The following is a 24861-nucleotide window of genomic DNA, read 5'->3' on the forward strand; positions in this document are numbered from 1 at the left end:
CTCGGCAAATTGCACGCGTAACTTCGGAAGAAGCGTGACCCCATGATGGGCAACCATTGTGGGGTGGCACAGACCAGGGGGTAGCGACTGTTTATCAAAAACACAGGGCTCTGCGAAGTCGCAAGACGACGTATAGGGTCTGACGCCTGCCCGGTGCTGGAAGGTTAAGAGGAGGGGTGCAAGCTCTGAATCGAAGCCCCAGTAAACGGCGGCCGTAACTATAACGGTCCTAAGGTAGCGAAATTCCTTGTCGGGTAAGTTCCGACCTGCACGAATGGCGTAACGACTTCCCCGCTGTCTCCAACATAGACTCAGTGAAATTGAATTCCCCGTGAAGATGCGGGGTTCCTGCGGTCAGACGGAAAGACCCCGTGCACCTTTACTATAGCTTTACACTGGCATTCGTGTCGGCATGTGTAGGATAGGTGGTAGGCTTTGAAGCAGGGACGCCAGTTTCTGTGGAGCCATCCTTGAAATACCACCCTTATCGTCATGGATGTCTAACCGCGGCCCGTCATCCGGGTCCGGGACAGTGTATGGTGGGTAGTTTGACTGGGGCGGTCGCCTCCGAAAGAGTAACGGAGGCGCGCGATGGTGGGCTCAGACCGGTCGGAAATCGGTCGTCGAGTGCAATGGCATAAGCCCGCCTGACTGCGAGACTGACAAGTCGAGCAGAGACGAAAGTCGGTCATAGTGATCCGGTGGTCCCGCGTGGAAGGGCCATCGCTCAACGGATAAAAGGTACGCCGGGGATAACAGGCTGATGACCCCCAAGAGTCCATATCGACGGGGTTGTTTGGCACCTCGATGTCGGCTCATCGCATCCTGGGGCTGGAGCAGGTCCCAAGGGTTTGGCTGTTCGCCAATTAAAGCGGTACGTGAGCTGGGTTCAGAACGTCGTGAGACAGTTCGGTCCCTATCTGCCGTGGGTGTAGGAATATTGACAGGATCTGTCCCTAGTACGAGAGGACCGGGATGGACATATCTCTGGTGGACCTGTTGTCGTGCCAACGGCATAGCAGGGTAGCTATATATGGAAGGGATAACCGCTGAAGGCATCTAAGCGGGAAACCCACCTGAAAACGAGTATTCCCTATCAGAGCCGTGGAAGACGACCACGTTGATAGGACGGGTGTGGAAGCGCAGCAATGTGTGAAGCTTACCGTTACTAATAGCTCGATTGGCTTGATCGTTCTCATTGACCATGCTCATCAAAGATGAGCCAGTAGGAGTTGGGCAGTAGGCAGTAGTCTTCGCCGCTCCAGGACGTGTTCAAAGAAAGACTGTTGCCTAAGGCCTCAGTCACCAGCTTCTCAAATATGATTGCCCTTAGCTGACCTGGTGGTTATGGCGGGGTGGCTGCACCCGTTCCCATTCCGAACACGGCCGTGAAACGCCCCAGCGCCAATGGTACTTCGTCTCAAGACGCGGGAGAGTAGGTCGCTGCCAGGTCTGCTAAAGGCAATCAAAATCTTCTCATCACAAAAAGGGCCTCGTGCCCAAAACGAGGCCGCGAAAGCGGCCTTTTTGCTTCATACAATAACACCCGGGCCAGAGCAGCCCCGCCCTCCCCAAGGCAAAAAAGCCCAAAAGGAAGGCCAAAAAAACCGGGATCGCCCGGCAGCTCAGGTCTAACGCGGGGTGGAGCAGCCCCGCCCTCCCGCAGAGCGCAACGCGCGCGAGGAAGGGCAAAACAAAAATCCGGGCAAATCCCCGGACAGCTCAACATAACGCGGGGTGGAGCAGCCCGGTAGCTCGTCAGGCTCATAACCTGAAGGCCGCAGGTTCAAATCCTGCCCCCGCAACCAACCTTCCACCCGATCCCAAAGAGCCCCCACCGCGGGGCTTTTTGCGTTTCTGCAAGCCGTCATCGCAGAACTACCAAGCAACTGACCTGCCACCACCTCCCTCCCGGCAAAACGCCGGGCGCTCCTGGCTGCCGCCACAAACCAACAGCTCCGCCGCTATCGGAAGGAATTGCCTTGCGAGGCAGCTTCTTCATCCAGCCGCAACCGCAACGTCCCCAACCGGTTGCGGGGATCAGGTGACAGATCCGGCCGCCGTTCGCTGACGCCCCCATAGAGACGGCAAGCTCCCAGTACACATAGAAAAACAACCGCCGGTGCGTCAGCGCACCGGCGGCCTCCAGTTCTTGCAGCGCTGCGACGCCTGATCAGCTTCGCGGCTTCAGGTTTTCCGGATCGTAGAGCGGCTTATAGCCGACGCCGGCGACTTCGACCGGGTAAGTTTCGGCGAAATATTCGACGGTGAGCTTCCGGCCGACCTGACAATATTCCCAAGGCAGGTACGCGAGTGCGATGTTCTTGCCGATCGTCGGGCCGAAGGCGATCGAGGTGGTGTAGGAGCGGCGGCCCAGGCTGTCGACCAGCGTCTCGCCGGTCTCCGGGTCCATGACCGGGAGCGAGCCGACCGGATAGCGCTGCACGCCGTCTTTGTCGGTATTCTCCGTCATGACCAGCGTGCAGAGCATGGCCGGCTGGTGGTCCCGCGCCTTGTATTCGAGGTGCTTCGCCTTGCCGCGGAAATCGGCTTCCTTGACCTTCGGGCGGGCGAGGTCGGCTTCGATGAGGTTATACTGCGTGAGCAGGTCTGCGTTCTGCAGGCGCAGGCTCTTTTCCATGCGGCGCGAGTTTGCATAGGTTTCGACGCCGAAGGCCATGACGCCGGTGGCGCGGAGCGCATCCCAGACGGCAAGGCCGTCTTCGTATTTCATGTGCAGTTCCCAGCCCTGCTCACCCACATAGGAGATGCGGAAGGCGGTGACGGACTTGCCGGCGATTTCGATCGGCTTGATCGCGGCGAAGGCGAAGTTTTCCGGGTCGAGGCCGGCCGGATCGGCGACGGCCTTTTTCAGCGTCGCACGCGCATTCGGGCCCCAGATGCCGATGGTGATGTACTTTTCCGAGACGTCGGTGATGGTGACGTCGAGGCCGCGATCTTGCGCCACTCGCTTCATGTAGTGGAAGTCACGCGGCCCGGCATCGGCACCGTTCACGAGACGGCAGCGGTCGGCCATGCGGAAGACGGTGAAGTCGGCCCGCACCATCCCCTCGTCATCGAGGAAGTGGGTGTAGATGCCCTTGCCGATATTGGCGTCGCCGCCAATTTTTGCGGCGCAGAGCCATTCGAGCAGCTCGACATGGTCCGGCCCCTCGATGTCCACCATGTGGAAGTGCGAAAGGTTGACGATGCCGCAATCCTCGCTCATCGCCAGATGCTCGGCGTTGGAGACGCGCCAGAAGTGGCGGCTGTCCCATTCGTTCTCGCGGTCCGGAATCTTGTCGCCGTATTTTTCCAGGAGATGCTCGTTGGCGGCGTAGCCGTGGGCACGCTCCCAGCCGCCGAGCTCCATGAAGTATCCGCCGAGCTCGACTTCGCGCTCGTAGAAGGGCGAGCGCTTGACACCGCGGGCGCTGGCATAGGGTTCGCGAGGGTGAACGGCAGGGAAGTAGATCTTCTGGGCGGCCTCAAAGCAGCGGCCGGCGATGAAGTCCTCGGTCAACTGGTGCGGATAGAAGCGGGCGTAGTCTATCGAATTGTGATCGATCTCGGTGCGGCCGTCGGTCATCCAGTCGGCGATCAGCTTGCCGTAGCCGGGGCCGTCCTTGACCCAAATGGCGACGCAGTACCAGAGGCCGCGCACTTTCTGGCTCTCGCCGCAGGAGGGGCCGCCGGCGGCAGACACCTGCAGCAGGCCATTGAAGGAATGGCCTTCGTTGTAGCCGAGTTCGCCGAGGATCGGGGTGAGCTCGATCGCGCGCTCCAGCGGCTCGAGGATCTGCTCCATCTCCAGGTCGCGCTGTGACGGGGAGAGGCGGGCTTCATGCTTTTCGAGAAGGTCGCGCGGATGGCACATGCGCGGATTGGTGGTCTCGTAATAGCCCCATTCGATTTGGCCGCCCTCGGTGGTTTTCGGGTCGCCGGTGTCGCGCATATAGGCGGAATTGCCCTGGTCACGCAGCAGCGGATAGCCGATCTCCTTGCCGGTGCCTTCGAATTCGTTGAACGGACCGAAGAAGGTGAGCGGGTGGTCGACCGGCATGACCGGCAGGTCTTCGCCGACCATTTCTGCGATCAGGCGCCCCCAGAGGCCGGCGCAGACGATGACGTGATCGGCCATGATCGTGCCGCGATGAGTGACGACGCCCTTGATGCGGCCGTTCTCGACGATCAGCGATTTGGCCGGTGTGTTTGCAAAGGCCTGCAGCTTGCCGGCCTTCTCGCCGGCATCGACCAGCTTGCCGGCGACAGTCTGCGAGCGCGGGATGACGAGGCCGGCGTCGGGGTCGAACATGCCGCCCTGGACCATCTCCTCCTCGATTAGCGGGAAGAGCTTCTTGATTTCTTCCGGAGAGACGTAGTGGGCGCGGGTACCGAAAGCCTTGGCGGAGGAAAGCTTGCGCTTGATCTCTTCCATCCAGGCGTCGTCGCCGGTGCGGGCGACCTCGAGGCCGCCGATGCGAGCGTAGTGGCCCATCTTCTCATAGAAGTCGATCGAATACTGCGTCGTCCAGACCGAGAGATAGTCGTGGCTGGTCGTATAGCAGAAGTCGGAGGCATGCGCCGTCGAGCCTATGTCGGTCGGAATGCCCGACTTGTCGATGCCGACGATGTCGTCCCAGCCGCGTTCGATGAGATGATGCGCGATGGAGGCGCCGACGATGCCTCCCAGCCCGATGATGACGACCTTAGCCCTAGTCGGAAACTCTGCCATTGCCTGCGATCCTGATTGACGTTGACGCGGGATATTAGGGCGTAAGTCGGCCCGTGTGCAGCCTGTCTGCGACATTCTTCAAAGACTGCACGACCAGCACCGGAAGGCGTGGTGTCTAGGCGGCGATCTGCCGGCTGATGCCCTCGGCGAGACGGCGGATGTCGCCGGCGGGCAGATGGCCGATCAACATCGCGGCGTGGCGGCCATTCGACCAGAAGGCGATGTCGAGCGCGTAGCGACGTTCGCTTGCGATCGACGCTTCGGCCGTTCCAGAGGCGAAGATGCAGAGCGCGAGCGGGCGCCCTTCGGGGTCGACATAGAGGATCTGCGCGAGCGGACGGTCGTCATAGGCGAGGATCTGTGCGCGTTTGAATTCGCTGCCCGGAAGGGCGATCGCCTCCGGCGTCAGCGACAGGCCGAGGCGCTCGTTGACGATCGCGAGCTGGGCGGCCGCGGCCTCGCGGCCGGGATGGGCAGCGCCGAGCGTCTCGGCCGTATAGAGCGCCATGTACTGCGCGACGGCGTCGCGCCACTCCGCACTTTCGCCGACGGCGGAAGGCTCTGCAAACCGCATCCAGGCGCGATCGACGACGATGCCGGCGGCGACCGAGGCGGCGATGGCGGTGATAAAGCCGCGCCGGGCGAAGTTTCTCGGTTCGGCGGCATCCTGCGCGGGAATGGCGGCGAGCATGCCTTCGAGGTCACGGCGGGGCGCTTCGTCAAGAAGGGTGGCAAAGCTCTCGCGCAGTGGCAGGAGATCGGCGCGTTCGAGGAAGGCGAGCCGCTCGGCGGCCTGCGGGTTGTCTCGCACCGCTTGCGTGATCCGGGCATGCTCAGCGGCGTCGAGTTCTCCGTCGATGAAGGCGGTCAGCTCCTCGTCGGAGGGGATCGGTGTCTTGTCGTTCATGTCACACTCCCCCGTCGGTGCCGGCGGCGAGTTTCGCGCGCGCTGCGGCGAGCCGGCTCATCACGGTGCCGATCGGAATATCGAGGATCTCAGCGACCTCGCGGTAGGTAAGGCCCTCGACATAGGCGAGGAAGACGGCGGCGCGCTGCGCCTCCGGCAGGGCGTTCACCAGCCGCAGCACCTTGCCGGCATCGGCGCGGAGCTCGGCTTCGCGGGCGCCGTCGAAGGCGAGGTGCTCCTCGGCCGGTACGAGACCCTGTCCGAACCGAACCTTGCGGGCGCGGGCCTCGTTGAGCCAGACCGAATGCAGGATCGAAAAGAACCAGCGGTCGGGACTGCCGTCCGTCACGAACTGGCCGCAGCGCTCCAGCGCCCTCACACAGGTCTGCTGCACGAGATCGTCGGCCACGTCGCGCTGGCGCGATAGCACGAAGGCGTAACGCCACAGTCGCGGCAGACTGGCGAGAAGCCCGCTTCGTATGACTGCTTGGCTGGCGATCTCCGCCTCCCGTACACCATGGAGAGGACCCGTCTCGCTACGGGGCGTCTCCGGAGAGTGGCGACTATAGCCCGCCGTGACGTCCCATGCGATGACCATTTTCCTGTTCTTCCAGCGCTTTGTTCGCGAGGACCAGGCAGACAGCGTGCCGCCCGGTCCGAGATGGTCGAGGTGGATCAGATGTCAGAGGCGCCGTGGATCGCCTCGTCGAGATCGCGATATTCCTCGCAGCCCTCACCGCAGATCGTGCGGATGGTGGCGAGCTGTTCCTGGGCGAGGTCGAGCCGTCCCTTGATGACATAGGCCTCGCCGAGATATTCGCGCACCTTGGCGTATTGCGGGTCTGCGGCCACCGAGCGGAGATAATAGGAGATGCCCTCGTCGGTGCGGCCGAGCTTGCGGGTCGCGTAGCCGCGATAGTTGAGCACCTTGGGATCGTTCTGGTCGGCCACGGTGTCGAGCATGGCGAGCGCTTCTTCGTAGCGGCCGGCCTTGGCAAGCGAATAGGCGTAGTCGGTGCGGTTCTCGTCGGTGACGTTGGCGCCGCTCTGCTTCACGCATTTGCCGCTCGCCTCATCGTAGACCTGGCCGGCTTTGCAGGTCGGGGTGCTGGAACTGTCGTCACCCGCGGCAAGGGCGGGGCCGACGGAGCGAGGGAGGAAAGGCCGAGTACGACGGTGGCGGCGAGAAAGGTTTTCGTGTTCATCAAGATATCCCCATGCAGGACGTTGCAAGGGGAGAACACGCGATGCTGTCGTTCTATTCGGTGTTGTGGGAAATAAATCGATGCCCCCGACGGGCGGGCGGAATGACGCCGGAACGACGCACGATCGGCAGCATGCGTCCCGTCGCGGTAAAGATTGTATTTAGCATTCTCCGATAAATGATCCGTTAGGAATTTTTGTCTGGGCTGCAGGCGTCGCGATCGCGTGCCGTCCATGTCTGTTCGGAGTTGCGTGTTCCATGCGTGTGTCGGCTGCGTCACTTGTCGTCGTCTCTCTTCTGCTTGCGAGCTGCCGTTCGACCTCGGGGCCGGAGGAAGTGCTCGCGATCAAGCCCTCGAACGAGGTGACGAGCGCGATCTCGGCGCCCGCCGCGCCGATCCCTGCGGCGGAGGTCGCCGCGGACGCGGGTGCACCCCAGAAAGAAGTGCAGGAACAGCACGCACTCGCCTGGGCGGGGCAGGTGCCTCAGTCGCAGGCGCTCACCTCGGCGACGATGACCGTCGCGATGCCGGTGCCGGCCGAAAAGCCGGTGGCGATGCTGGTGCCGGACAATCCGGCGACCACGATGGAGCCGCAGAGCCGAACACGAATCTACAGTCATCGTTTCCGCGACGCCAAGCCGATCAATTTCGGCAAGTCCTCGCCGAAGAAATACGCCGTACACGGAGTGGACGTCTCCCGCTGGCAGGGCGATATCGACTGGGCGAAGCTCCGAACGCAGGGGGCGAACTTCGCCTACATCAAGGCGACGGACGGCGGCGACCACCTTGATCCGATGTTCAGGACGAACTGGCGTCGGGCGAAGGACGCCGGTCTCAAGCGCGGCGCCTACCACTTCTTCTACTGGTGCCGTACCGCCGGCGAGCAGGCCGAATGGTTCATCCGCAACGTGCCGCGCGACCCGGACGCGCTGCCGCCGGTAATCGATGTCGAATACAACGCGGAATCGAGTTGCAAGCGGCGGCTTTCTACCACCAAGATCCACGAGAAGATGCAGGTCTTCATGGACATGCTCGAGCGCCACTACGGCAAGCGCCCGATCATCTACACGGCGCCGGATTTCTATGGCGACCACCTCGACGGCGCTTTCCGCGAATACCCCTTCTGGCTCCGTTCGGTCGCCGCACACCCCTCGAAGATCTATCGGGGTCGCAAGTGGCTGTTCTGGCAGTATTCTGGCTCGGGGCTTTCGCACGGCGTCCAGGGCCGCATCGACCTCAACGTCTTCCGCGGCAGCGAGGAAGACTGGCATAATTGGACGGCAGCGCGGGCGAGCTGACCTCTCCCGCCCATCGGATATCAGCCGGCGATCAAGAGCAGGACATAGGCGAGAACCGTGGCGATGAGGCCGCGGAACGCATAGGACACGAAGCGGTATTTCTGGCCGGCGATCTGTGCAAGAATGTCCGCATTCTTCAGATACTCGTTGAAAAGATAGCGGAGATCACCGTATGCCGCCGCGCCCTCGAGCAGCGGACGATGCTTGGACCATGTACCCCAGAACAGCGAGGTGGATGTCGTGATATGACGCGGCAGGATCACCATGACTGCGGAAAGCATCGAGAACGTCGAGGTCAGTCCAAGAATAGCTGACAGCGTATTCTCCCAAATCGTCCGATCGTAGTAGCGTTCGAGCGTGAATACATTTCTGACTTCGCTCGATGTCACGAGAAAAGCCAGCATGAAAGTAAAAATATAGGCAGCCTTCTGGTCGGACGTCTTCACCTGATCATAGAAAACGTCGTTAATTTTTTTTATGTGGCTGAAATATTCTTGATTCACGTCCGCGCTCGCAGGCGGAGTTTCGATCAATTCGGTCGGTACCGTGTCAAAATCGGCCATCTTCTCCTGCCCCTCAGTTGAAAGTGTATTTTTGCTACTACACTCCCTTAAAAAGGCAAGGGTATTTGTGTTGGGGATACTTGACACCTCCCCGGGAGTTGAACACTGCTGTCGCCATGGCGGGAGAATCCTTCAAGATAAAGTCGACAATCGCGGCGCTGCTTGTCGGGGTGAGCTGGAATTGCTCGCCCGCTGCGGCGGAGCCGGTCGCGCGTGCTGCAGATGCCGCAGCCTCGGTGATCGCACGCAAGTTCGGCGAAGAAGTGCGCTTCATCGACATCTCGGACTGGCGCTTCGTCGACCTGAAGCAGGACCTTCTTCCGGGCGACGTGCTGCGCACAAACGCAACCGGACAGCTCGCCATTCTCTTTGCGGACCGCACGCAAATCCGCCTCGGGCGTAATTCGTCGCTCAGGGTGCGGCAGGTTTCCGCCGGCAGCGATGCCGAACTGGAGCTCGAGGCTGGCACAATGTGGGCACGCGCCGAGCGTGGCGGAACCGGCGTGAAGATCATGACGCCTGCGGCCACCGCGGCGATACGCGGCACCGACTGGACAATGACGGTCGAGGGAGCGAAGACGTCGCTCACCGTTCTCGAAGGCCTGGTCGAGCTCAGCAACGATTTCGGCAGCGTGCAGGTCGCCCAGGGCGAGGCGGCGGCGGCCACGATCGGCCAGGCGCCACGCAAAGTGGTGATCGTCGAGTCCGACGATCGTGAGCAGATGCTCTTCTATCTGGCACCGCGCAACGCCTTCAACTTCATGCCGGCCTCGCCGCTGAAGGTCGCGGACATGCGCCGCGAGATCGACCGGATTTCCGCCATGCCTATCGAAGCGCGGAGCTCCGAAGACCTTTTGGTACTGGCGGAAACGCAGCTTTCGCTGGAAGGTCGCGAGGCGGTGAAGGCAACGCTTGCGCTTTTGCGTACGCGGTCACTTTCACCGGCACAACGGGCGCGGGTCGACTTGATCGAGGCGACGCTCGCGGCGGCGGAGAAGCGCTATGACGAGGCTGCGGTACTGTTCGGCCGGGCAGCCGGAAAGCTCGATGCCCGCCGCCGGGATATCGCCATCTACGGGCGCTATTACGCCCGATCGCTTGCCGATCCGAACCGGGTCGAACCGCTGCCGACTGCGGTGAGCGGGCCCTACGGGGCCCTGCTGCAGGCCTATGCGCAGGGTTTCCTCAAGGATATCAAGGCGGCGATCGCGACGATAAAGGCGGCTGAACGGCGTTTTCCGGATGATCCTTCCCTGCCGGCCTACCGGGCACAGCTCGCGATGCTCCTGAACGACCGCGAACAGGCGGAGGAAGCGTTCAGCCGTTCGCTGTCGCTCGACCCCGCCGATCCCACGGCGCTCGAAGGACGTGCGAACTATCGCGCGGGGATCAAGGGCGATCTCGACGGCGCCCTTCAGGATCTGCAGGCGGCCGTCAGGGTCGCTCCCGGTTCGACAACGACATGGAATGCGATCGGTAACGTCCAGTCGGCGCGCGGTGACACGCAGTCTGCGGAGGAGGCCTTCAAGAAGGCGATCACTCTCGATACCCAGGACCCCGTCGCCTATGCGAACCTTGCGATCCTCTATCTCGACCAGTCGCGGGTGGAAGAGGCGAAGGCTGCGATCGACCAAGCGCTCGAGGCGGACCCGAGTTTCGAAGTCGCGCTGGTGGCGCGCGGGCGTTACCATATGCAGACGGGCGAGGTCGACCGCGCCATCGACGACCTGCTCGCCGCTTCGGTGTCCAATCCCTCCTATTCGCAAGGGCAGCTGCTCCTTGCCGCCGCACACTACCAGAAGGGCGACAGGGTGCCGGCCCAGCAGGCGGTCGACAACGCCGACAGGCTGGACGACAACGACCCGGTGATCTCTTCCTACCGGGCGGCCGTGGCGATCGACGACTACGATTCCGAAGGGGCGATCCGCAACGCCCAGGAGTTCATGCGGCGTTCGCGGGAAAGGGGCGGAGATTTCGGATCGCTCAGCGCCAACCGCGACGCCGGTTCGACCCTCAACAATGCCTTCCGTCTCCAAGGGCTCAATGCCTGGGGTGAATACTACGGCGATGTCGTGTTCGATCCCTTCGCCGGCAGCAGCTACATCGACCAGACGGTGCGCGGCAGCGCGACGCCCTTTGCCAACAGCTATGTCTATGGCGGCAATGTCGTCACCAATAGCGCAAACAGCCTCAGCTATTCGTCGTTCCTGCAGGGTCTTCTGCTTGATCCGCACATGCTGGCCGGCAGTTCGCTGACCGCCAACATCGTGCGCTCACCCTTCGTCGAGACGACTCTCGGCGGCGGCGTGACGACGGCCGGCGGCGATCCCGGCTACACGGCCGAGGGAGAGGTCCAAGGCTATTCCAACCTGCCTTTCCCGACCAGCTATTACCTGAATGCCGAGTGGGAAAAGGGCTACGACGAGCGAACGGATTCGTTCGGCACTGATCTCAGTTCGGAGGATCGCCTGCTGCGGGGCAATGGCTACCTGACGGCCAGCCCGACGCCGGACGACCGTGTCGTCGTCTATTTCAACCGCTCCGACACATTCTCCAACCTTGCGCTGACAGGAGGGCTGGACATCGAGAGCGAGACAGTGACGACGAATGCCGGCGTCGGCATCAGCCACACCATCGCCTACCGGAACGTCGTCAACGCGGCGCTGCTTTACAACGATATTAACGCAGACGGACTGGATGAACGCACCGTCTTCCTCCCCCCCTTCGGCCTTACCACAACAACGGAGAGTTCTCAGCGCACCTATGTCGCCGCTCTGAACCACAGCGTCGGCGAGGACGACCTGACCTGGCGCTACGGCATCGAGGGCGGCTGGATCGAATCTTACAACCAGCTCAAATTCGGCTCCGTCCCGACGATTGCCGACCCGAACGACCGGGCCGGTTACGGTCGCGTCTATGTTGACCTGCTGCATGAGATCACGCCGAGCCTGAAAGGCGAGTATGCGCTGTTCGGCACACTCGTCGACGGGGAGGCAGAAGACGTGACCCGGCTCGAACCGCGTGCCGGCATCGCCTGGTCGCCGGCCGAGGGCCATTGGCTGCGGGCCGGCTTCCTGCGCCAGAGCCTCTACGTCACCACGCCGACGCTTTCTCCGGTCGGTGTCGTCGGCCTGCAGCCGAACGAGATTTCGACGGGCCTCGGCGGCTATGTCGATACTGTCGCTCTGCGCTGGGATGCCGAATGGACGCCGGATTTCTTCACGGCGGCGGAGTTCCAGCATCAGGACGTCAAGGATGTGCAGATTACGATTCCGTTCTCGGCCTTTCCGTTCTCCGCATCCGAAGGTCGCATCGACCGCGGCAGCCTGACGGCCAACCTGCTGCTCGGCCACGGCTTCGGCCTTTCGGCCACTGCCGCCTATGCGTCGTCGGAGAACGAGGATCCGACATCCGCGACCTATGGCGAACCGCTGCCTTTCGTTCCGGATTGGGCGGGGCAGGTGGCGCTGACCTGGGTCAACGAGGCGAATGTGAAGGCGACGATCGCCGCGAACTATATCGGCGCGCGCGATGACGAAAATGGCGTCGAGCTCGACGACTACTGGACGCTCGACGCAAACCTGATCTGGGAACCCTTCGGCAAGCACATGGAGATCGAACTGGCCGGGTATAACCTGCTTGGCGAGGATTTCGAGGTGGCGAGCGGTGCCCCCGGATGGGGACCGACGTTCAAGGGATCAATGAAAGTCCGCTTCTGATGATCCGCGGGCTGTTCACGAGGGCTTCGGACCGCTGGAAGCCGCGCCGGCGTCGGCGCTCCGTGTTGCTGGCGCTCGTGGTTCTCGTGGCCGTCATCGGGATCACCCGGCTCGCCGCCTGGTCGCTGGTCGACGATCGCGGCTTCGATCTCTTCTCGACGCTGTGGCACGCTCCGTTGCCGGACGACGGACCGGTGATCGTGGCGATCGATGAGCCATCCTTCGCCGAGATCAATGCCCAGTGGCCGTGGCCGCGCAGCCTGCATGCGAAGCTCATCCGGGCTCTGCGCGACGCCGGTGCGAAGGCCGTTGGCCTCGACATCATTTTCGCCGAACCGACGACGGAGGAGGAAGACAGGGCCTTTGCCGATGCGCTGGGACCCGATGTCGTGCTGGCGGGTGACGAGACGCTGATCTCGACGGCCGTGGCCGATCAGTTCGTGCGCACGCTGCCGCTCGACCGCTTCCTCAGGACCGGTGCGCGGCCGGGCATCGCTTCGATCAGCCTCAGCGGCGACGGTGTCGTGCGCAGCCTGCCCGACATCTCCGACAGCTTTGCCGGCGAGGTCGCCCGGGCCGCGGGCCTGACGGTCGAGCCGCCGGCGCACGGCACGCTCATGCAGACCTTCGGTGGTCCGCGAACCTATCCGACGGTTTCCTATTACCAGGCTCTCGATCCGGAACACTTCCTGCCCCCGGACACCTTCCGCAATCGCGTGGTGATCGTCGGCCTCAGCCTACAGAACGCTCCGACTGTGGCGGGCGGTGGCGCGGACGCGTTTTCAACCCCCTACACGATGTATACCGGAAGCCTGGTGGCCGGGGCGGAAATCCATGCGGCGATCTTCGACAACCTGCGCAAGGGTTTCGGCATCGCCGCGGCGTCGCCGGAAGCCGGTCTTCTGTTTCTTTTCTGCGCGGTGGCCTCTGCCGTCGTTCTCACCTGGCGCGGGACCGGCTGGCCGACGGCCATCGGCGGTCTCGCCGTCGTCATAGCCATGGTGGCGGGCAGCTATCTCGTTTTGCATTACGGGCGGGTTTTCATCTCGCCGATCGCGCCGTCACTCGCCTTCATCCTGATCGCCGCAGGCCAGTCGACCTTCGACTATGCCGCCGAGCGACGCAGCCGCCGGGAGATCACGCGGGCCTTCGGACAATATCTCTCGCCGGACCTCGTCGAACGTCTGGCGCAGGACCCCTCGCACCTGAAACTCGGCGGCGAGAAGCGCGTCCTTTCGATCCTCTTCTGCGATGTTCGCGGCTTCACCACGATCGCCGAAGGCATGAAGGACGATCCAGAGCAGCTGACCCAGCTCATCAACCGGTTGCTCACGCCGCTCTCGGAGGTCGTGCTCGCCCATGGCGGCACCATCGACAAGTATATCGGTGACTGCATCATGGCGTTCTGGAATGCGCCGCTCGACGATGCCCTCCACGCGCAGCACGCCGTCTCGGCGGCACTCGGCATGCTGGAGGCAATCGACCGCCTGAACGACGAACTGCATGCGGAGGCGGAGGCGAGGGACGAACCGTTCACGCCCTTGCGGATCGGTATCGGCGTCAACACCGGCGAGTGCGTCGTCGGCAACATGGGGTCCACCCGGCGCTTCGACTATTCGGCGCTCGGCGATGCCGTGAACCTCGCCTCGCGGCTGGAGGGCGCCTCGAAACTGTTCGGCGTTCCGTTGCTGATCGGGGAGAATACGGCGACGCTCGTTGCCAACGAGTTCCCGCTTTTCGAACTCGACCGTGTCACGGTGAAGGGGAGGACCGTCGGAACGGCGGTCTCCACCGTCTTCGGCGGCGTTGCGGACGACGCTGCGGGCCTGCACCGCACCTTCGTCGCCGCCTTCTATGCAGGCGACATCGACACCTGCCGCGGGCTCGCCGACAGGCTTTCGGGCGAAATTCCAGTGCTCGCCGACTATTACCGCCAGCGCGCTGCGGCCGGGGGCTGACTACGGATACTGCGCGCCCGTCGTCGTGAGATAGACGGCGTAGAGCGATTTCGTGGCCGTTATGAACAGCCGGTTGCGGCGGGAGCCACCGAAGGTGAGGTTGGCGACCGTCTGCGGCACCAGGATTTTTCCGAGCAGGGTGCCGTCGGGGGCGAAGCAGTGGACGCCGTCGCCGGCGCTGGTCCAGAGATTGCCGGCGAGATCGAGCCGGAAGCCGTCTGGCAGACCGCAGTCGAGCGTGCAGAAAACGCGACCGTTTTCGAGCCGCATGCCGTCGACCACGTCGAAGACGCGGATGTGACGCGGTGCCGTTTCGTCATGGCTCGCCGCGGAATCCGCGACGTAGAGCAGCTTCTCATCAGGGGAAAAGGCAAGGCCGTTCGGCTGGCCGAAATCGTCGGCGACCATCGTAAGCATGCCGCTCTCCGGATCGAGGCGGTAGACGTTGCGGCTCGGCTGCTCGGGCTCCGCGCGGTAGCCCTCGTAATCGGAGAGGATGCCGTAGGTTGGATCGGTGAACCAGACGCTGCCGTCGGACCTGACGACGACGTCGTTGGGGGAATTGAGTCGCCTGCCCTCGAAACGGTCGGCGAGCACGGTGATGCTGCCGTCGACCTCGGTGCGGATCACCCGCCGGCCGGCGTGTTCGCACGAGACGAGGCGGCCCTGCCGGTCGCGGGTGTTGCCGTTTACGAAGTTCGACGGCTCCCGGTAGATCGACACGCCTTCGCCCGGGATATAGCGGAGCATCCGCTGGTTCGGGATGTCACTGAACAGCAGGCAGTTCATGTCGGCGAACCAGACGGGGCCTTCGGCCCAGCGGCAGCCGGTGTAGAGTTCCTCGAGTTCCGCACTCTGTACGATGAGATTGCGGAAGCGCGGGTCGTGGATTTCATAGACGCGATCGACCATCTTCACCATCGTCTTGCAGGTATGCCTCGTTTTTGAAAAGTCATGGGTGTTCATCGCGCCCGTCCGGCCGGCCGGCTGGCCGCCAGGATCACGGCAATGATGATGAGGCCGGTCAGGATCAGGCGGATGCCGGCCCCGAAGCCATAGGTATTGAGCATCGAAACGACCAGGAACATGAAGAGCGAGGCACCCCAGATGCCCGGGACGTTCGAATTGCCACCGGCCACCGCCGAGCCGCCAATGACGACGACGGCGATCGACATCAGGAGATATTCGGCACCCATGTTGAGTGCTGCGCCGCCGGAAAAACTTGCTAGCAGGTAGCCGCAGACGGACGCCAGCACGGCGCAGAGCACATAGGTGGCGAAGCGGGTGCCGTCGACCGGAATGCCGGCCATGCGGGCGGCAAAGGGGCTCTGGCCGATCGCCGAAATCCAGCGGCCGTAGATCGCTTTTTCGAGCGCCCACCAGACGGCAATCGACAGAACGAGGGCGACGAGCGCGACGTTCGGGATGCCGAAGGTGGTCGCGGTTGCGAAGGATGCCAGCGTCTCGGGCGGCTTGATGCGCAGGCCGCGATTGTACCAGATTGCCGCCGACTGCACGATGAAGCTCATCGAAAGCGTGGCGATGATCGGAGGAATGCGCAGCAGCTTGATGAGCCCGTAGTTCAGAATGCCGATCACAATCCCGATCGCCACCGCAATCAGGAGGCCCGGCAGGATCATCGCTTCCTGGCCGTCCATCAGCTTCAGCGCGACGGTGCCGGAGAGCGTGATCGTTGCGGGAACGGAGAGATCGACATTGCCGGGGCCGAGGGTGATGACCAGCATCTGGCCGAGGCCGACAATGACGGAGAAAGCAGCAAAGGTCAGCGTCGCCTGGGAAAGGCCGACGAAGCTTGCGCCGCCGGTGAACAGCAGGGTTACGATCCAGGTGGCCATCGCCGCGGCGAAGGACCAGATCCAGGGTTTCGACAGGAGCATCGAGGCGCGGTTCATTGTGCCTTGCCCTTCTGTTGGCTGCGGTTGAAGAGAAGACGCAGGGCCAGCACGACGATCAGGATCGCGCCCTGGGCGCCGATCTGCCAGTCGGGCGATATGCGCAGGAACGACAGGAAAGAGCCGGCGAGGGTGAGTGTCAGGGCCCCGACGACCGCGCCGACGGCGGAGACGCGTCCGCCGACGAACTCGCCGCCGCCGAGAATGACGCCGGCGATCGAAAGCAGCGTGTAGCGCAGCGCGATGTTCGCATCGGCCGAGGTGGTGAGCCCGACCAGCGCCATCCCGGAAAGGACGGCGAAGACGCCGGCCAGCGCATAGGCGGCGGCCTTCATTCCGAGCACCGACCAGCCGGCACGCGCCACCGAACGGCTGTTGCCGCCGATGCCGCGGATCAGCACGCCGAACGTGGTGCGCGCCACGATGAAATGGGCGAGTGCCGCGATCACGACGCTGGCGACGATCGCCATCGGAACGAGCGGCGGCTTCGCGGTCATTACGGTCCGCAGCCATACCGGTGCCTGACCACCGGGGGCGGGCAGTATGAGAACGGCAAGGCCGCTCCAGACGAAGCTCATGCCGAGCGTGACGACGATCGAGGGAAGATCCCGCAGCGTGATGACGAAGCCGAGGAGCGCGTAGACCGCGACGGCACCGGCGAGCATTGCGACGGCGATGAGGGGCGCGTCAGGCATGTATGCGGCGGTGACGCAGGCGGCGAAGCTGACGAACGTGCCCATCGAAAGGTCGAGATCGTTGACCGCGATGATGATCATCTGGGCGATCGTCGCGAGCGCTATCGGTACTGCCAGGTTGAACAGCAGATTGAGGCCGGTATAGCTCATCGCTCGTGGCTGCAGGTAGAAGACCGCGGCAAGCAGCACGACGAGGGAAACCGCCGGGATCAACAGGCGGAGGGTGTTTGCGGAGGGGCCCTTCATGCGGCTTCTCCGGAGAAGGAGGCGGCCAGCACGTGGTCCTCGGATATCTCGTCGCCCATGAGTTCGGCGACGATGGCGCCGTCACGGAAAACGTAGACGCGGTCGCAAAGGCAGATTTCGTCCATCTCTGTGGAATACCAAATGAATGTCCGGCCAGCGGCGGCTTCGCTGCGCAGGATGCTGTAGACTTCCTGTTTCGTGCCGATGTCGACGCCGCGCATCGGATCGTCCATCAAGACGGTTTCTGCGTCGCCCGAGAGAGCGCGGGCGAAAAGCACCTTCTGCTGGTTGCCGCCGGAGAGCGACAGGATCGGGTTGGCGAGATCCGGCGTCTTGATGGCGATGCGTTCCTTCCAGTCGGCCCCGACGGCGTCTTCGCGCCCGGTGTCGACGGTGCCCAGGCTTGCCAATGCCCTCAGATGGCCGATGGTGAGATTGCGAAGGATACTCCAGAGCGGGAACGTACCATTCAGCGAACGGTCGCCGGCGACGAAGGCGACGGAGGCCTTCCGTGTCGGGAGCCAATTGCTGCAGTTGCGGCCAAAGAGATCGAGCAGGGTCTCCGTCTGGCCGTGGCCGGCGAGGCCGGCAAGGCCGATGATCTCGCCCCTGCGTGCGCGGAAGTCGATGGTGCTGCCGCGACGTGCCGGCAGGTCGAGAACGACCGGCGCGGAGCTGGCGTTGCTGCGGCCTTCGGCCTTGCTGCGTTCCTTGACCACGCTTCCCATGGTTTCGACGAGGCTGCGCACCGAGAAACCGTCGGCCGGGCGTGACGCTACGACCTTGCCATCCTTCATCACCACGATGCGGTCGGCGGTCGAGAGGATTTCACCGAGAATATGCGAAATGAAGAGGACGGATCCGCCCTCGGAGACGAAGCGGCGGACATAGGCGAGCAATTGCTCCGCCAGGCCGGCATCGAGTGACGAAGTCGGCTCGTCGAGGATTACCAGCTTCGGCCTTTCGGTGACCGTCAGGAAATTGATGGCGATCTCCACCATCTGGCGTTCGGCGATCGAGAGATCTCCCACTTGGGAGGAGGCCTCGATGCGGTTGCCGGGAAAGATCTCGTCGAGCTTCTTGCGAACCAGCCCGCTGGCCTTCGTGCGCCAGCCGAAGCCCTGAAGGCCGGCGTGCATCAGGCGCGTGTTTTCCGCGACCGTCAGGTTCGGGCAGAGCGACAGCTCCTGGAAGACGCAGCGCACGCCGGCGGCGCGAGCCGCGGAAATCCCGCTGGCCGCCTCTCCGGCGTAGGAGATCGAGCCCTGGTGCGGCGTCAGGACACCGTTGATGACGTTGACGATGGTCGACTTGCCGGCACCGTTATGGCCGACCAGACCGATGGCTTCTCCGGCTCCGACCTCGAGATCGACGCCGTTCAGCGCCTTCACCGCGCCGAACTCGATCCTGACGCCTTGAACTGAAACAACCGTATTGGTTCCGGGCATGTCTACGCGCACCGTCCTTGAAACAGATAGAAGAAGGCCCGGCGCTCCGTCGACGTCGAGGGGCAGACGTCGGGAGCGCACGGGCTCAGGTCGTGAAGCCGGCCTTACTTGGCGGCTGCGATCACGGCCTGTGCATCCTCGAGCGTGTACTCGACGTTTGCAACGCCGCCCTTCTGGGTCGTTTCGAGGTTCTTCTCAAGCGTGTCCTGGTCGATGCGCAGGAACGGCACGACGAGGTCCTTCTTCACTTCCTTGCCGTCGAGGATCTGCTGTGCGACCCAGAAGGCGAGTGTCGAAACGCCAGGAGCGATAGAGACGGACATGGTTTCGTAGCCGTTTGCGTCCTTCTGCTTCTTCCACCACTGCAACTCGTCCTCGCGGTTGCCCATGACGATCACGGGCGTCGGACGCTTGGCGGCTTCGAAGGCCTGGGCTGCACCGTAGCCGTCACCACCCTGGGTTACGACAGCGGCGATTTCCGGCAGGCTCGGCAGAACGCCGGCGACGGCACGCTGTGCGACGTCCTGGGCCCAGTCGCCGTGGACGGAGCCGACGATCTTGAACTGCGGATACTGTTCTACGCCCGCATGGATGCCGGCCGAGATTTCGTCGTCGACGAAGACGCCGGCGAGGCCACGGATTTCGAGCAGGTTACCGCCATCGGGGAGCTTCTTGGACAGATATTCGACCTGGCTGCGGCCCATCTCCTTGAAGTCGACGGCGATGCGCCATGCGCAGGGCTCGGTGACGATGCCGTCGAACGATACGACGGTGATACCGGCATCGCAGGCTTCCTTGACGGCGCCGTTGAGGGCGGTCGGCGACGCAGCGTTCAGAACGATCGCGTCGTAACCCTGCAGGATCATGTTCTGGATCTGGGCGGCCTGTTCGGTCGCCTGGTTTTCAGCCGTCGTGAACGGATCGGCTGCGGCCACGACGCCGGCCTTCACCGCTTCCTTGGTGACCTTATCCCAGCTCGTCAGCATCGCCTGGCGCCAGGAGTTGCCCGCATAGTTGTTCGACAAGGCGATTTTTTTCGACGACGTATCCGCCTGCGCGGTCATCGGCACGGCTGCACAAAGGACGGCGACGGACGCCATCAGCATCGACCTGAAATTCATCTTTTTCTCTCCCTAAACGCCCTTTGGCGGCTATCCCCGAGACCGCTCCTCTACGGCTATCTCGTGGGCTTATCTCACGCCGAGGACCGGCCTCGACAAAATGAGGATGCAGGAAATGCTGAAAGCTGTATAGACGGTTAGAAGCAAAGCCGTTGCGGAAACCCGCAGATCGTTTGCGGGAAACCGCAAGACATCGCCGCCGGCAATTGCGCTATGCTAAATGCCTTGCGGCAGGCCGGTTCCGATCGGATGCCGGCGGGAGGAAATAATGCCGGACGAGCTATCAGCGGAACTTTTCGCGCAGTACATGCGCATTGCCCGGCTTCTGGCCGGTCAGCTCGACTTCCAGTCGGCGATAGATGCAGTCGCCAAGGAAATCAAGTCGATTGTTCCGCACGACCACATGGACGTCTGCATCATCACGCCCGGCAGCACGTTCCACACGGCCTATGAGAGCGGGCTCGCAACCGACTGGAGCAAGCGGCCTCCGGCCAGCATCCAGCAGAGCCCGCTCAGAAGCCTGCTCGTCGGCGAAGTCGATCGGCTCATCACTGCAGACGCCAGCATCGACCCCATCTTTCATTTCGAGGGAGCGTTTTCGACCCCGATCCTCGAAAACAAGCTCCGGAGCCGCCTGCACGCCGCGCTGAAGGTGCACGGCGAGACCATCGGTGCGCTCTCGTTCTCGAGCCTCACGCCCGGGTTTTACACGCCGCGCCATCTCGACCGGGCCTGCTCCATCGCCGACCTCATCGCCCCTTATTTCTATGCCCTACGCGCGGTCGAGGAGGCGAAACGTTCGGCGATCGTGGAAGCGGAGACGCGGGTTCGCGAGGAGGCGCTACGACAGGGAGCACGCCGGCTGACGGAAGCGCTTGACGCCGAGCGGCAGCGTATCGGCATGGAACTGCACGACCAGACGCTCGCCGACATGACGCGGCTGTCGCGCCGCCTCGAAAAACTGAGCCTGATGTCGAATCTGCCTGGAGAGATGCTGGAGCCGCTGACGCGCAGCCTGCAGGAATCCATGCACGACCTGCGCCAAATCATCGAGCAGGCGCGCCCCTCGGTGCTGCAGCTCTTCGGTCTCGTCGAGGCGATCGAGACCCAGATCGAGCGATCGGTCCGCGATAGCGGCATGACGTTCGACTGGCACCTGGTCGATGACACTGACGGGGCCTGCAACCGCCTGCCACAGACGGTGTCGCTCGCGATCTTCCGCATTGCGCAGGAAGCGATCAACAACGCGATCCGTCACTCCGACGGTGACCGGCTGGACGTACATCTCACGAAGGATGCACACCATCTCGTCCTCGAAATCCGCGACAACGGCGTCGGCATGAAGCAAAAGTCGGGCGCCCGCGGCAGCGGCATCGAGAACATGCGCACGCGCGCGCGCCTGATTGCTGCGCAATTCTCCTGCGGGAGCGACGCCAACGGCTCTTATGTGCGGGTGAGGTTAGCCGCGCCCGGAGAAGGGGAGAGGACATGAAGGTACTGATCGTCGAGGATGATCCCCTGCACCGCAGCTATCTGAACGAGACGGTTCGCGCGGCGTTGCCCGAATGCGACCTCATCATGGAGGCCGAGGACGGCGTTGCGGCCGAGAAGCTTGCACGTGAGCACCGGTTCGACCGGATCGTCATGGACCTGCAGATGAGCCCGCGAAACGGTATCGAGGCGGCACGGACGATCTGGCACGAGCGGCCGGACACCAGCATCCTCTTCTGGTCGAACTACGCCGACGAGGCGAACGTGCGGGGGATCGCCCGTATCGTGCCCGACGGGGCGGCTTATGGCTACATCCTGAAATCGGCTTCCGACGAGCGGCTGCGCCTTGCGCTGCGGGCGATCTTCGTCGAGAGCCAGTGCATGATCGACCGCGAAATCCGTGGTCTGCAGCAGCGTAGTCTCGGCACCGCGCGCGGCTTCACGGATTCCGAGTACGAAGTCCTCGTCGATATCGCGCTCGGCCTTACCGACAGGGCGATCGCCGCAAGGCGGCATCTTTCGCTCAGAAGCGTGCAGAACCGTTTGCAGAGCCTCTATGAGAAGCTCGGCGTCTACCAGCCATCCGTCGAAACGCATGGCGAGGCCTGGTTCAACCTCCGGGCCAGGGCGGTCACGGTCGCCTTCCTGCGCAAACTTCTCAACCATGCGGCGCTGGAACGGGCGGAGGCCGAACTCTCGGGCTGGCTGAAGCGGGCCGGCAAGGCACATCCCGAGCATTGAAGGTAATTCACGTATTTGCGGCTGTCGCAAATACGATGTGCCGAAGCGGGAAGAAGTCCCTTTGTCTTAAGTCGCTGTTAGTGAACTTTCGCCTAGTCTCCACCAGTTATCCGTGCAGCATTGCCGGTGCCGCATGTGACGATATTTGCCGGACGGGGACTCCGGAGGAGGTTTGCAAGTGTTCATTGATCGAGTTCTGTCACGTTTCAATATCCAGACGAAGGTGCTGATCTTCATCCTGCCCTTTGTCATCAGCATCTCTGCCGTCGGTTTCACGGGGCTTTGGGCCTCGGGCCTGCTGCAGGGCCGAATCGAGATATCGAACAGCGTGCTCCAGTCCTTGAGCGGCTTCCGCGACGTCTCGGCCACCATGAACGAATTCCTGGCGCACACCACCGAGCAGGGCCGTGACGACGTCAAGGGCCGGCTCAAGGAACAGCAGGACGTGCTCAAGACGACGCTTGCCCAGCTCGGCGAGGGTGCTGATGGGCGCGCAGAACTTGAAAGCGCATCGGGTCTCGTCGACAAGGTCGTGACCCGCATCGACGACCTCTGGTCCTTGCACGAAACGGAAGCGGGTCTCGTCAAGACGATCCAGAAGGGTGTCAGCACCGTCGTCAATTCGCAGGTCGATATCACTGAATCGCTGAAGAAGGTCCAGCGCGCCGTCCAGGACGACGACACCGCCGCCAAGAACATGCTGCGCGACGCCGAACACATCCGTGGCATGGGAAGCTTCCTCGTCGATACCGGTCGTGCCTTCGGCAAGGCGGCAACCCCCGACGAAAAGTTCAAGGTGGTCGCCGATGCCCTGCCGGAGATGAAGAAGCGGTTGCGTGTCCTCGCCATGTCCCTGCCTGATGCCAACAAGTCCGCCGCAAAGACCATTGAGAAGCTCATCGGCGATCTCGAAGCGGCGGTGGCAGCAAACGACAAGTCGGAAGCCGCGGTGACTGACATGGCGGGCAAGGTCCGCAATTTCACCCAGCTCAACGCCTATCTCGGACTTGCCGCGCAGCAGAAGATGAAGGACGCGACCATCAAGTTCGGTGAACTCGACGCGCCGCTCGAAAAGGCGACGGCCGTGCTCAACGACGGCCGGCAGCTGATGACGTCCGGCTACTCGATCCAGATCATGATGGCCCGCTTCCTGCTCGCGCCGACGGAAGAGAACCGCAAGCGCCTGGAGCAGGAATTCGCCTCCATGCGCAAGGACATGGGCAAGCTCAAGGAGACTGCGTCGGATCTGCCCTTCTACGCCGCACTCGAGAAGGATCTCGTGCCGGCGGTCGATACCATGGAGAAGGCGAGTGCCGATCTCGTGAAGGTCAGCGAGGAACGCAAAGCCCGCTTCGATGAAGCCGCGGGCGATCTCGGTGTCATCTGGGGACAGCTGACGTCGTTTGCTGAAGTGCAGAAGCAGAGCGCGGGCAATGACCGCCGCGAGGCCAATTCGATCTCGATCAGCGCGACCGTCCTCGGCATTATCATCTCGGTCTTCGCCGGTATCGGCCTCGTCCTAACCTTCAAGGGGCCGATCGGTCAGATCACCGCAGCGATGCGCCGGCTCGCCGACGGCGTGCTCGACACTAAGATCACCGGCGAAAGCCGCGTCGACGAGATCGGCGAGATGGCGCGTGCGCTCGGCGTCTTCAAGCAGAACGCGCTCTCGAAGATGGAGATCGAACACCGCAGCGAGGCCGAACGCGCCGAGGCGGAGGAAGAGCGCCGTCGCAACGACCTCGAAAAGCAGGAGACCGACCGCCAGATCGAGTTCGCCGTCACGGCGCTCGCTGCGGGCCTCGGCCGCCTTGCACAGGGCGACATCTCCGAGACCATCGACACGCCCTTCAACGGCCGCCTGGAGCAGCTTCGCAACGACTTCAACCAGTCGCTGCAGCGCCTGCAGGAAACGATGACGCAGGTGCGCTCGAACACTTACATGATCCAGCGCAACGCCGCGGAGATGAGTTCCGCCGCCGACAACCTCGCCAAGCGCACGGAACAGCAGGCGGCTTCGCTCGAGGAGACAGCCGCGGCCGTCGAGGAGATCACCGTCACTGTCAAATCTTCCGCCGAACAGGCCGAGGAAGCCAACGTGATCGTCGCCGATACCAAGAGCCGCGCCGACACCTCCTCGGTCGTCGTCGGAAACGCGATCGCCGCGATGGGCCGGATCGAGGACGCGTCGGGCCAGATCGTGCAGATTATCGACGTCATCGACGAGATCGCCTTCCAGACCAACCTGCTTGCGCTCAATGCCGGCATCGAGGCGGCGAGAGCCGGGGAGGCGGGCAAGGGCTTCGCAGTGGTTGCGCAGGAAGTGCGTGAACTCGCCCAGCGCTCGGCGGGTGCGGCCCAGCAGATCAAGGACTTGATCCACAAGTCGAGCACCGAGGTTTCCTCCGGCGCCAAGCTGGTGCAGCAGACGGGCGCGGTGCTCGCCGAAATCTCGACGAACATCATCACCGTGTCCGAGCGCGTCGCGATGATCGCGATGGCAAGCCGCGACCAGTCGAACGCACTCGGGGAGGTCAATTCTTCCGTCAACGCCATGGACCAGATGACCCAGCGCAACGCCGCAATGGTCGAGGAAACCAATGCCGCGACCCGCCAGCTCGCCGACGAGGCGGACGTGCTCATGCATCTCGTCAGCCAGTTCCGGCTGCCGGAAGGAAACGCCCGCTCCGAACGGAGTGCCTATGCGGCATAACCGGTTGCGCCCACCGTCTTTCGATCTTCGAGCCGCCGGCATACCCGGCGGCTTTTCGCATTTTCGCGGACCGGCCTGCCGGGCGGACTGTCCGCGCGATCCATGATA

At 63.1% G+C, this 24861-nt stretch carries 15 protein-coding genes, 1 tRNA gene, 2 rRNA genes and 1 pseudogene (1 of these 19 only partly in view); 9 read left to right on the plus strand and 10 right to left on the minus strand.

What is annotated here, in order from left to right; all coding sequences use genetic code 11:
* The 3 genes from H4I97_RS01740 to H4I97_RS01750 all read left to right on the plus strand — a co-directional run.
* Positions 1-1193, plus strand: a 23S ribosomal RNA gene (locus H4I97_RS01740) (it extends 1605 nt beyond the left edge of the window).
* Positions 1194-1337: 144 nt separating this feature from the next.
* Positions 1338-1452, plus strand: a 5S ribosomal RNA gene (gene rrf / locus H4I97_RS01745).
* A gap of 279 nt (positions 1453-1731) precedes the next feature.
* Positions 1732-1808: transfer RNA gene (locus H4I97_RS01750), tRNA-Met, on the plus strand.
* A 365-nt stretch (positions 1809-2173) separates the two neighbouring features.
* On the opposite strand, the gene H4I97_RS01755 is transcribed toward H4I97_RS01750, so the two are convergent.
* The 4 genes and pseudogenes from H4I97_RS01755 to H4I97_RS01770 form a co-directional block, all read right to left on the minus strand.
* Complete coding sequence (locus H4I97_RS01755; protein WP_182306247.1) at positions 2174-4735, minus strand: GcvT family protein; 2562 nt, start codon at positions 4733-4735, stop codon at positions 2174-2176.
* Between the two features lie 115 nt (positions 4736-4850).
* Positions 4851-5642 carry an anti-sigma factor gene (locus H4I97_RS01760; protein ID WP_182306248.1) on the minus strand — a complete coding sequence of 264 codons (792 nt, stop codon included), beginning with the start codon at positions 5640-5642 and terminating at the stop codon, positions 4851-4853.
* Position 5643: 1 nt separating this feature from the next.
* On the minus strand, positions 5644-6240 hold the full coding sequence (locus tag H4I97_RS01765) for an RNA polymerase sigma factor (RefSeq protein WP_182306249.1): 597 nt from the start codon (positions 6238-6240) through the stop codon (positions 5644-5646).
* A gap of 77 nt (positions 6241-6317) precedes the next feature.
* Positions 6318-6847 (minus strand): annotated as a pseudogene (locus H4I97_RS01770) (tetratricopeptide repeat protein).
* Positions 6848-7104: 257 nt separating this feature from the next.
* Between H4I97_RS01770 and H4I97_RS01775 the strand changes: the two are divergent.
* Positions 7105-8145 (plus strand): glycoside hydrolase family 25 protein, encoded by a 1041-nt coding sequence (locus tag H4I97_RS01775; RefSeq protein WP_182306250.1) that lies wholly within the window; start codon positions 7105-7107, stop codon positions 8143-8145.
* Positions 8146-8165: 20 nt separating this feature from the next.
* Here the strand turns inward: H4I97_RS01775 and H4I97_RS01780 are convergent, their stop codons facing one another.
* Positions 8166-8708 carry a Pycsar system effector family protein gene (locus H4I97_RS01780; RefSeq protein ID WP_182306251.1) on the minus strand — a complete coding sequence of 181 codons (543 nt, stop codon included), beginning with the start codon at positions 8706-8708 and terminating at the stop codon, positions 8166-8168.
* A gap of 116 nt (positions 8709-8824) precedes the next feature.
* On the opposite strand from H4I97_RS01780, the gene H4I97_RS01785 reads away from it, so the two are divergent.
* Together H4I97_RS01785 and H4I97_RS01790 are read left to right on the plus strand one after the other, a co-directional pair.
* Positions 8825-12427 (plus strand): FecR domain-containing protein, encoded by a 3603-nt coding sequence (locus H4I97_RS01785; RefSeq protein ID WP_182307512.1) that lies wholly within the window; start codon positions 8825-8827, stop codon positions 12425-12427.
* Positions 12427-14385, plus strand: coding sequence for a CHASE2 domain-containing protein (locus tag H4I97_RS01790; RefSeq protein ID WP_182307513.1), 1959 nt, complete (start codon positions 12427-12429; stop codon positions 14383-14385). The genes H4I97_RS01785 and H4I97_RS01790 overlap by 1 nt, the downstream gene beginning before the upstream one ends.
* Here H4I97_RS01790 and H4I97_RS01795 read toward each other — a convergent pair whose 3' ends face one another.
* The 5 genes from H4I97_RS01795 to H4I97_RS01815 all read right to left on the minus strand — a co-directional run bounded on the left by H4I97_RS01795 (position 14386) and on the right by H4I97_RS01815 (position 19808).
* Positions 14386-15306, minus strand: coding sequence for an SMP-30/gluconolactonase/LRE family protein (locus tag H4I97_RS01795; RefSeq protein WP_182307514.1), 921 nt, complete (start codon positions 15304-15306; stop codon positions 14386-14388).
* 41 nt (positions 15307-15347) lie between these two features.
* Complete coding sequence (locus tag H4I97_RS01800) at positions 15348-16298, minus strand: ABC transporter permease (RefSeq protein ID WP_182306252.1); 951 nt, start codon at positions 16296-16298, stop codon at positions 15348-15350.
* Positions 16295-17239: an ABC transporter permease gene (locus H4I97_RS01805; protein WP_182306253.1), complete on the minus strand. Its 945-nt coding sequence runs from the start codon at positions 17237-17239 to the stop codon at positions 16295-16297. The genes H4I97_RS01800 and H4I97_RS01805 overlap by 4 nt, the downstream gene beginning before the upstream one ends.
* Complete coding sequence (locus H4I97_RS01810) at positions 17236-18687, minus strand: sugar ABC transporter ATP-binding protein (RefSeq protein WP_182306254.1); 1452 nt, start codon at positions 18685-18687, stop codon at positions 17236-17238. Before H4I97_RS01810 ends, H4I97_RS01805 begins: the two co-directional genes overlap by 4 nt.
* A 104-nt stretch (positions 18688-18791) precedes the next feature.
* Positions 18792-19808 carry an ABC transporter substrate-binding protein gene (locus tag H4I97_RS01815; RefSeq protein WP_182306255.1) on the minus strand — a complete coding sequence of 339 codons (1017 nt, stop codon included), beginning with the start codon at positions 19806-19808 and terminating at the stop codon, positions 18792-18794.
* A 268-nt stretch (positions 19809-20076) separates the two neighbouring features.
* Between H4I97_RS01815 and H4I97_RS01820 the strand changes: the two genes are divergently transcribed.
* The 3 genes from H4I97_RS01820 (at position 20077) to H4I97_RS01830 (ending at position 24753) form a co-directional block, all read left to right on the plus strand.
* Positions 20077-21300 carry a sensor histidine kinase gene (locus H4I97_RS01820; RefSeq protein ID WP_182306256.1) on the plus strand — a complete coding sequence of 408 codons (1224 nt, stop codon included), beginning with the start codon at positions 20077-20079 and terminating at the stop codon, positions 21298-21300.
* Positions 21297-22040, plus strand: a complete 744-nt coding sequence (locus H4I97_RS01825) for a response regulator transcription factor (protein ID WP_182306257.1) — start codon at positions 21297-21299, stop codon at positions 22038-22040. The genes H4I97_RS01820 and H4I97_RS01825 overlap by 4 nt, the downstream gene beginning before the upstream one ends.
* A gap of 178 nt (positions 22041-22218) precedes the next feature.
* Entirely contained in the window at positions 22219-24753 is a 2535-nt protein-coding gene (locus H4I97_RS01830) for a methyl-accepting chemotaxis protein (protein ID WP_182306258.1), read from the plus strand.
* Positions 24754-24861 lie beyond the last annotated feature (108 nt).

It is taken from the genome of Ciceribacter thiooxidans, from assembly GCF_014126615.1.
GTDB classification, from domain to species: Bacteria; Pseudomonadota; Alphaproteobacteria; order Rhizobiales; family Rhizobiaceae; genus Allorhizobium; species Allorhizobium thiooxidans.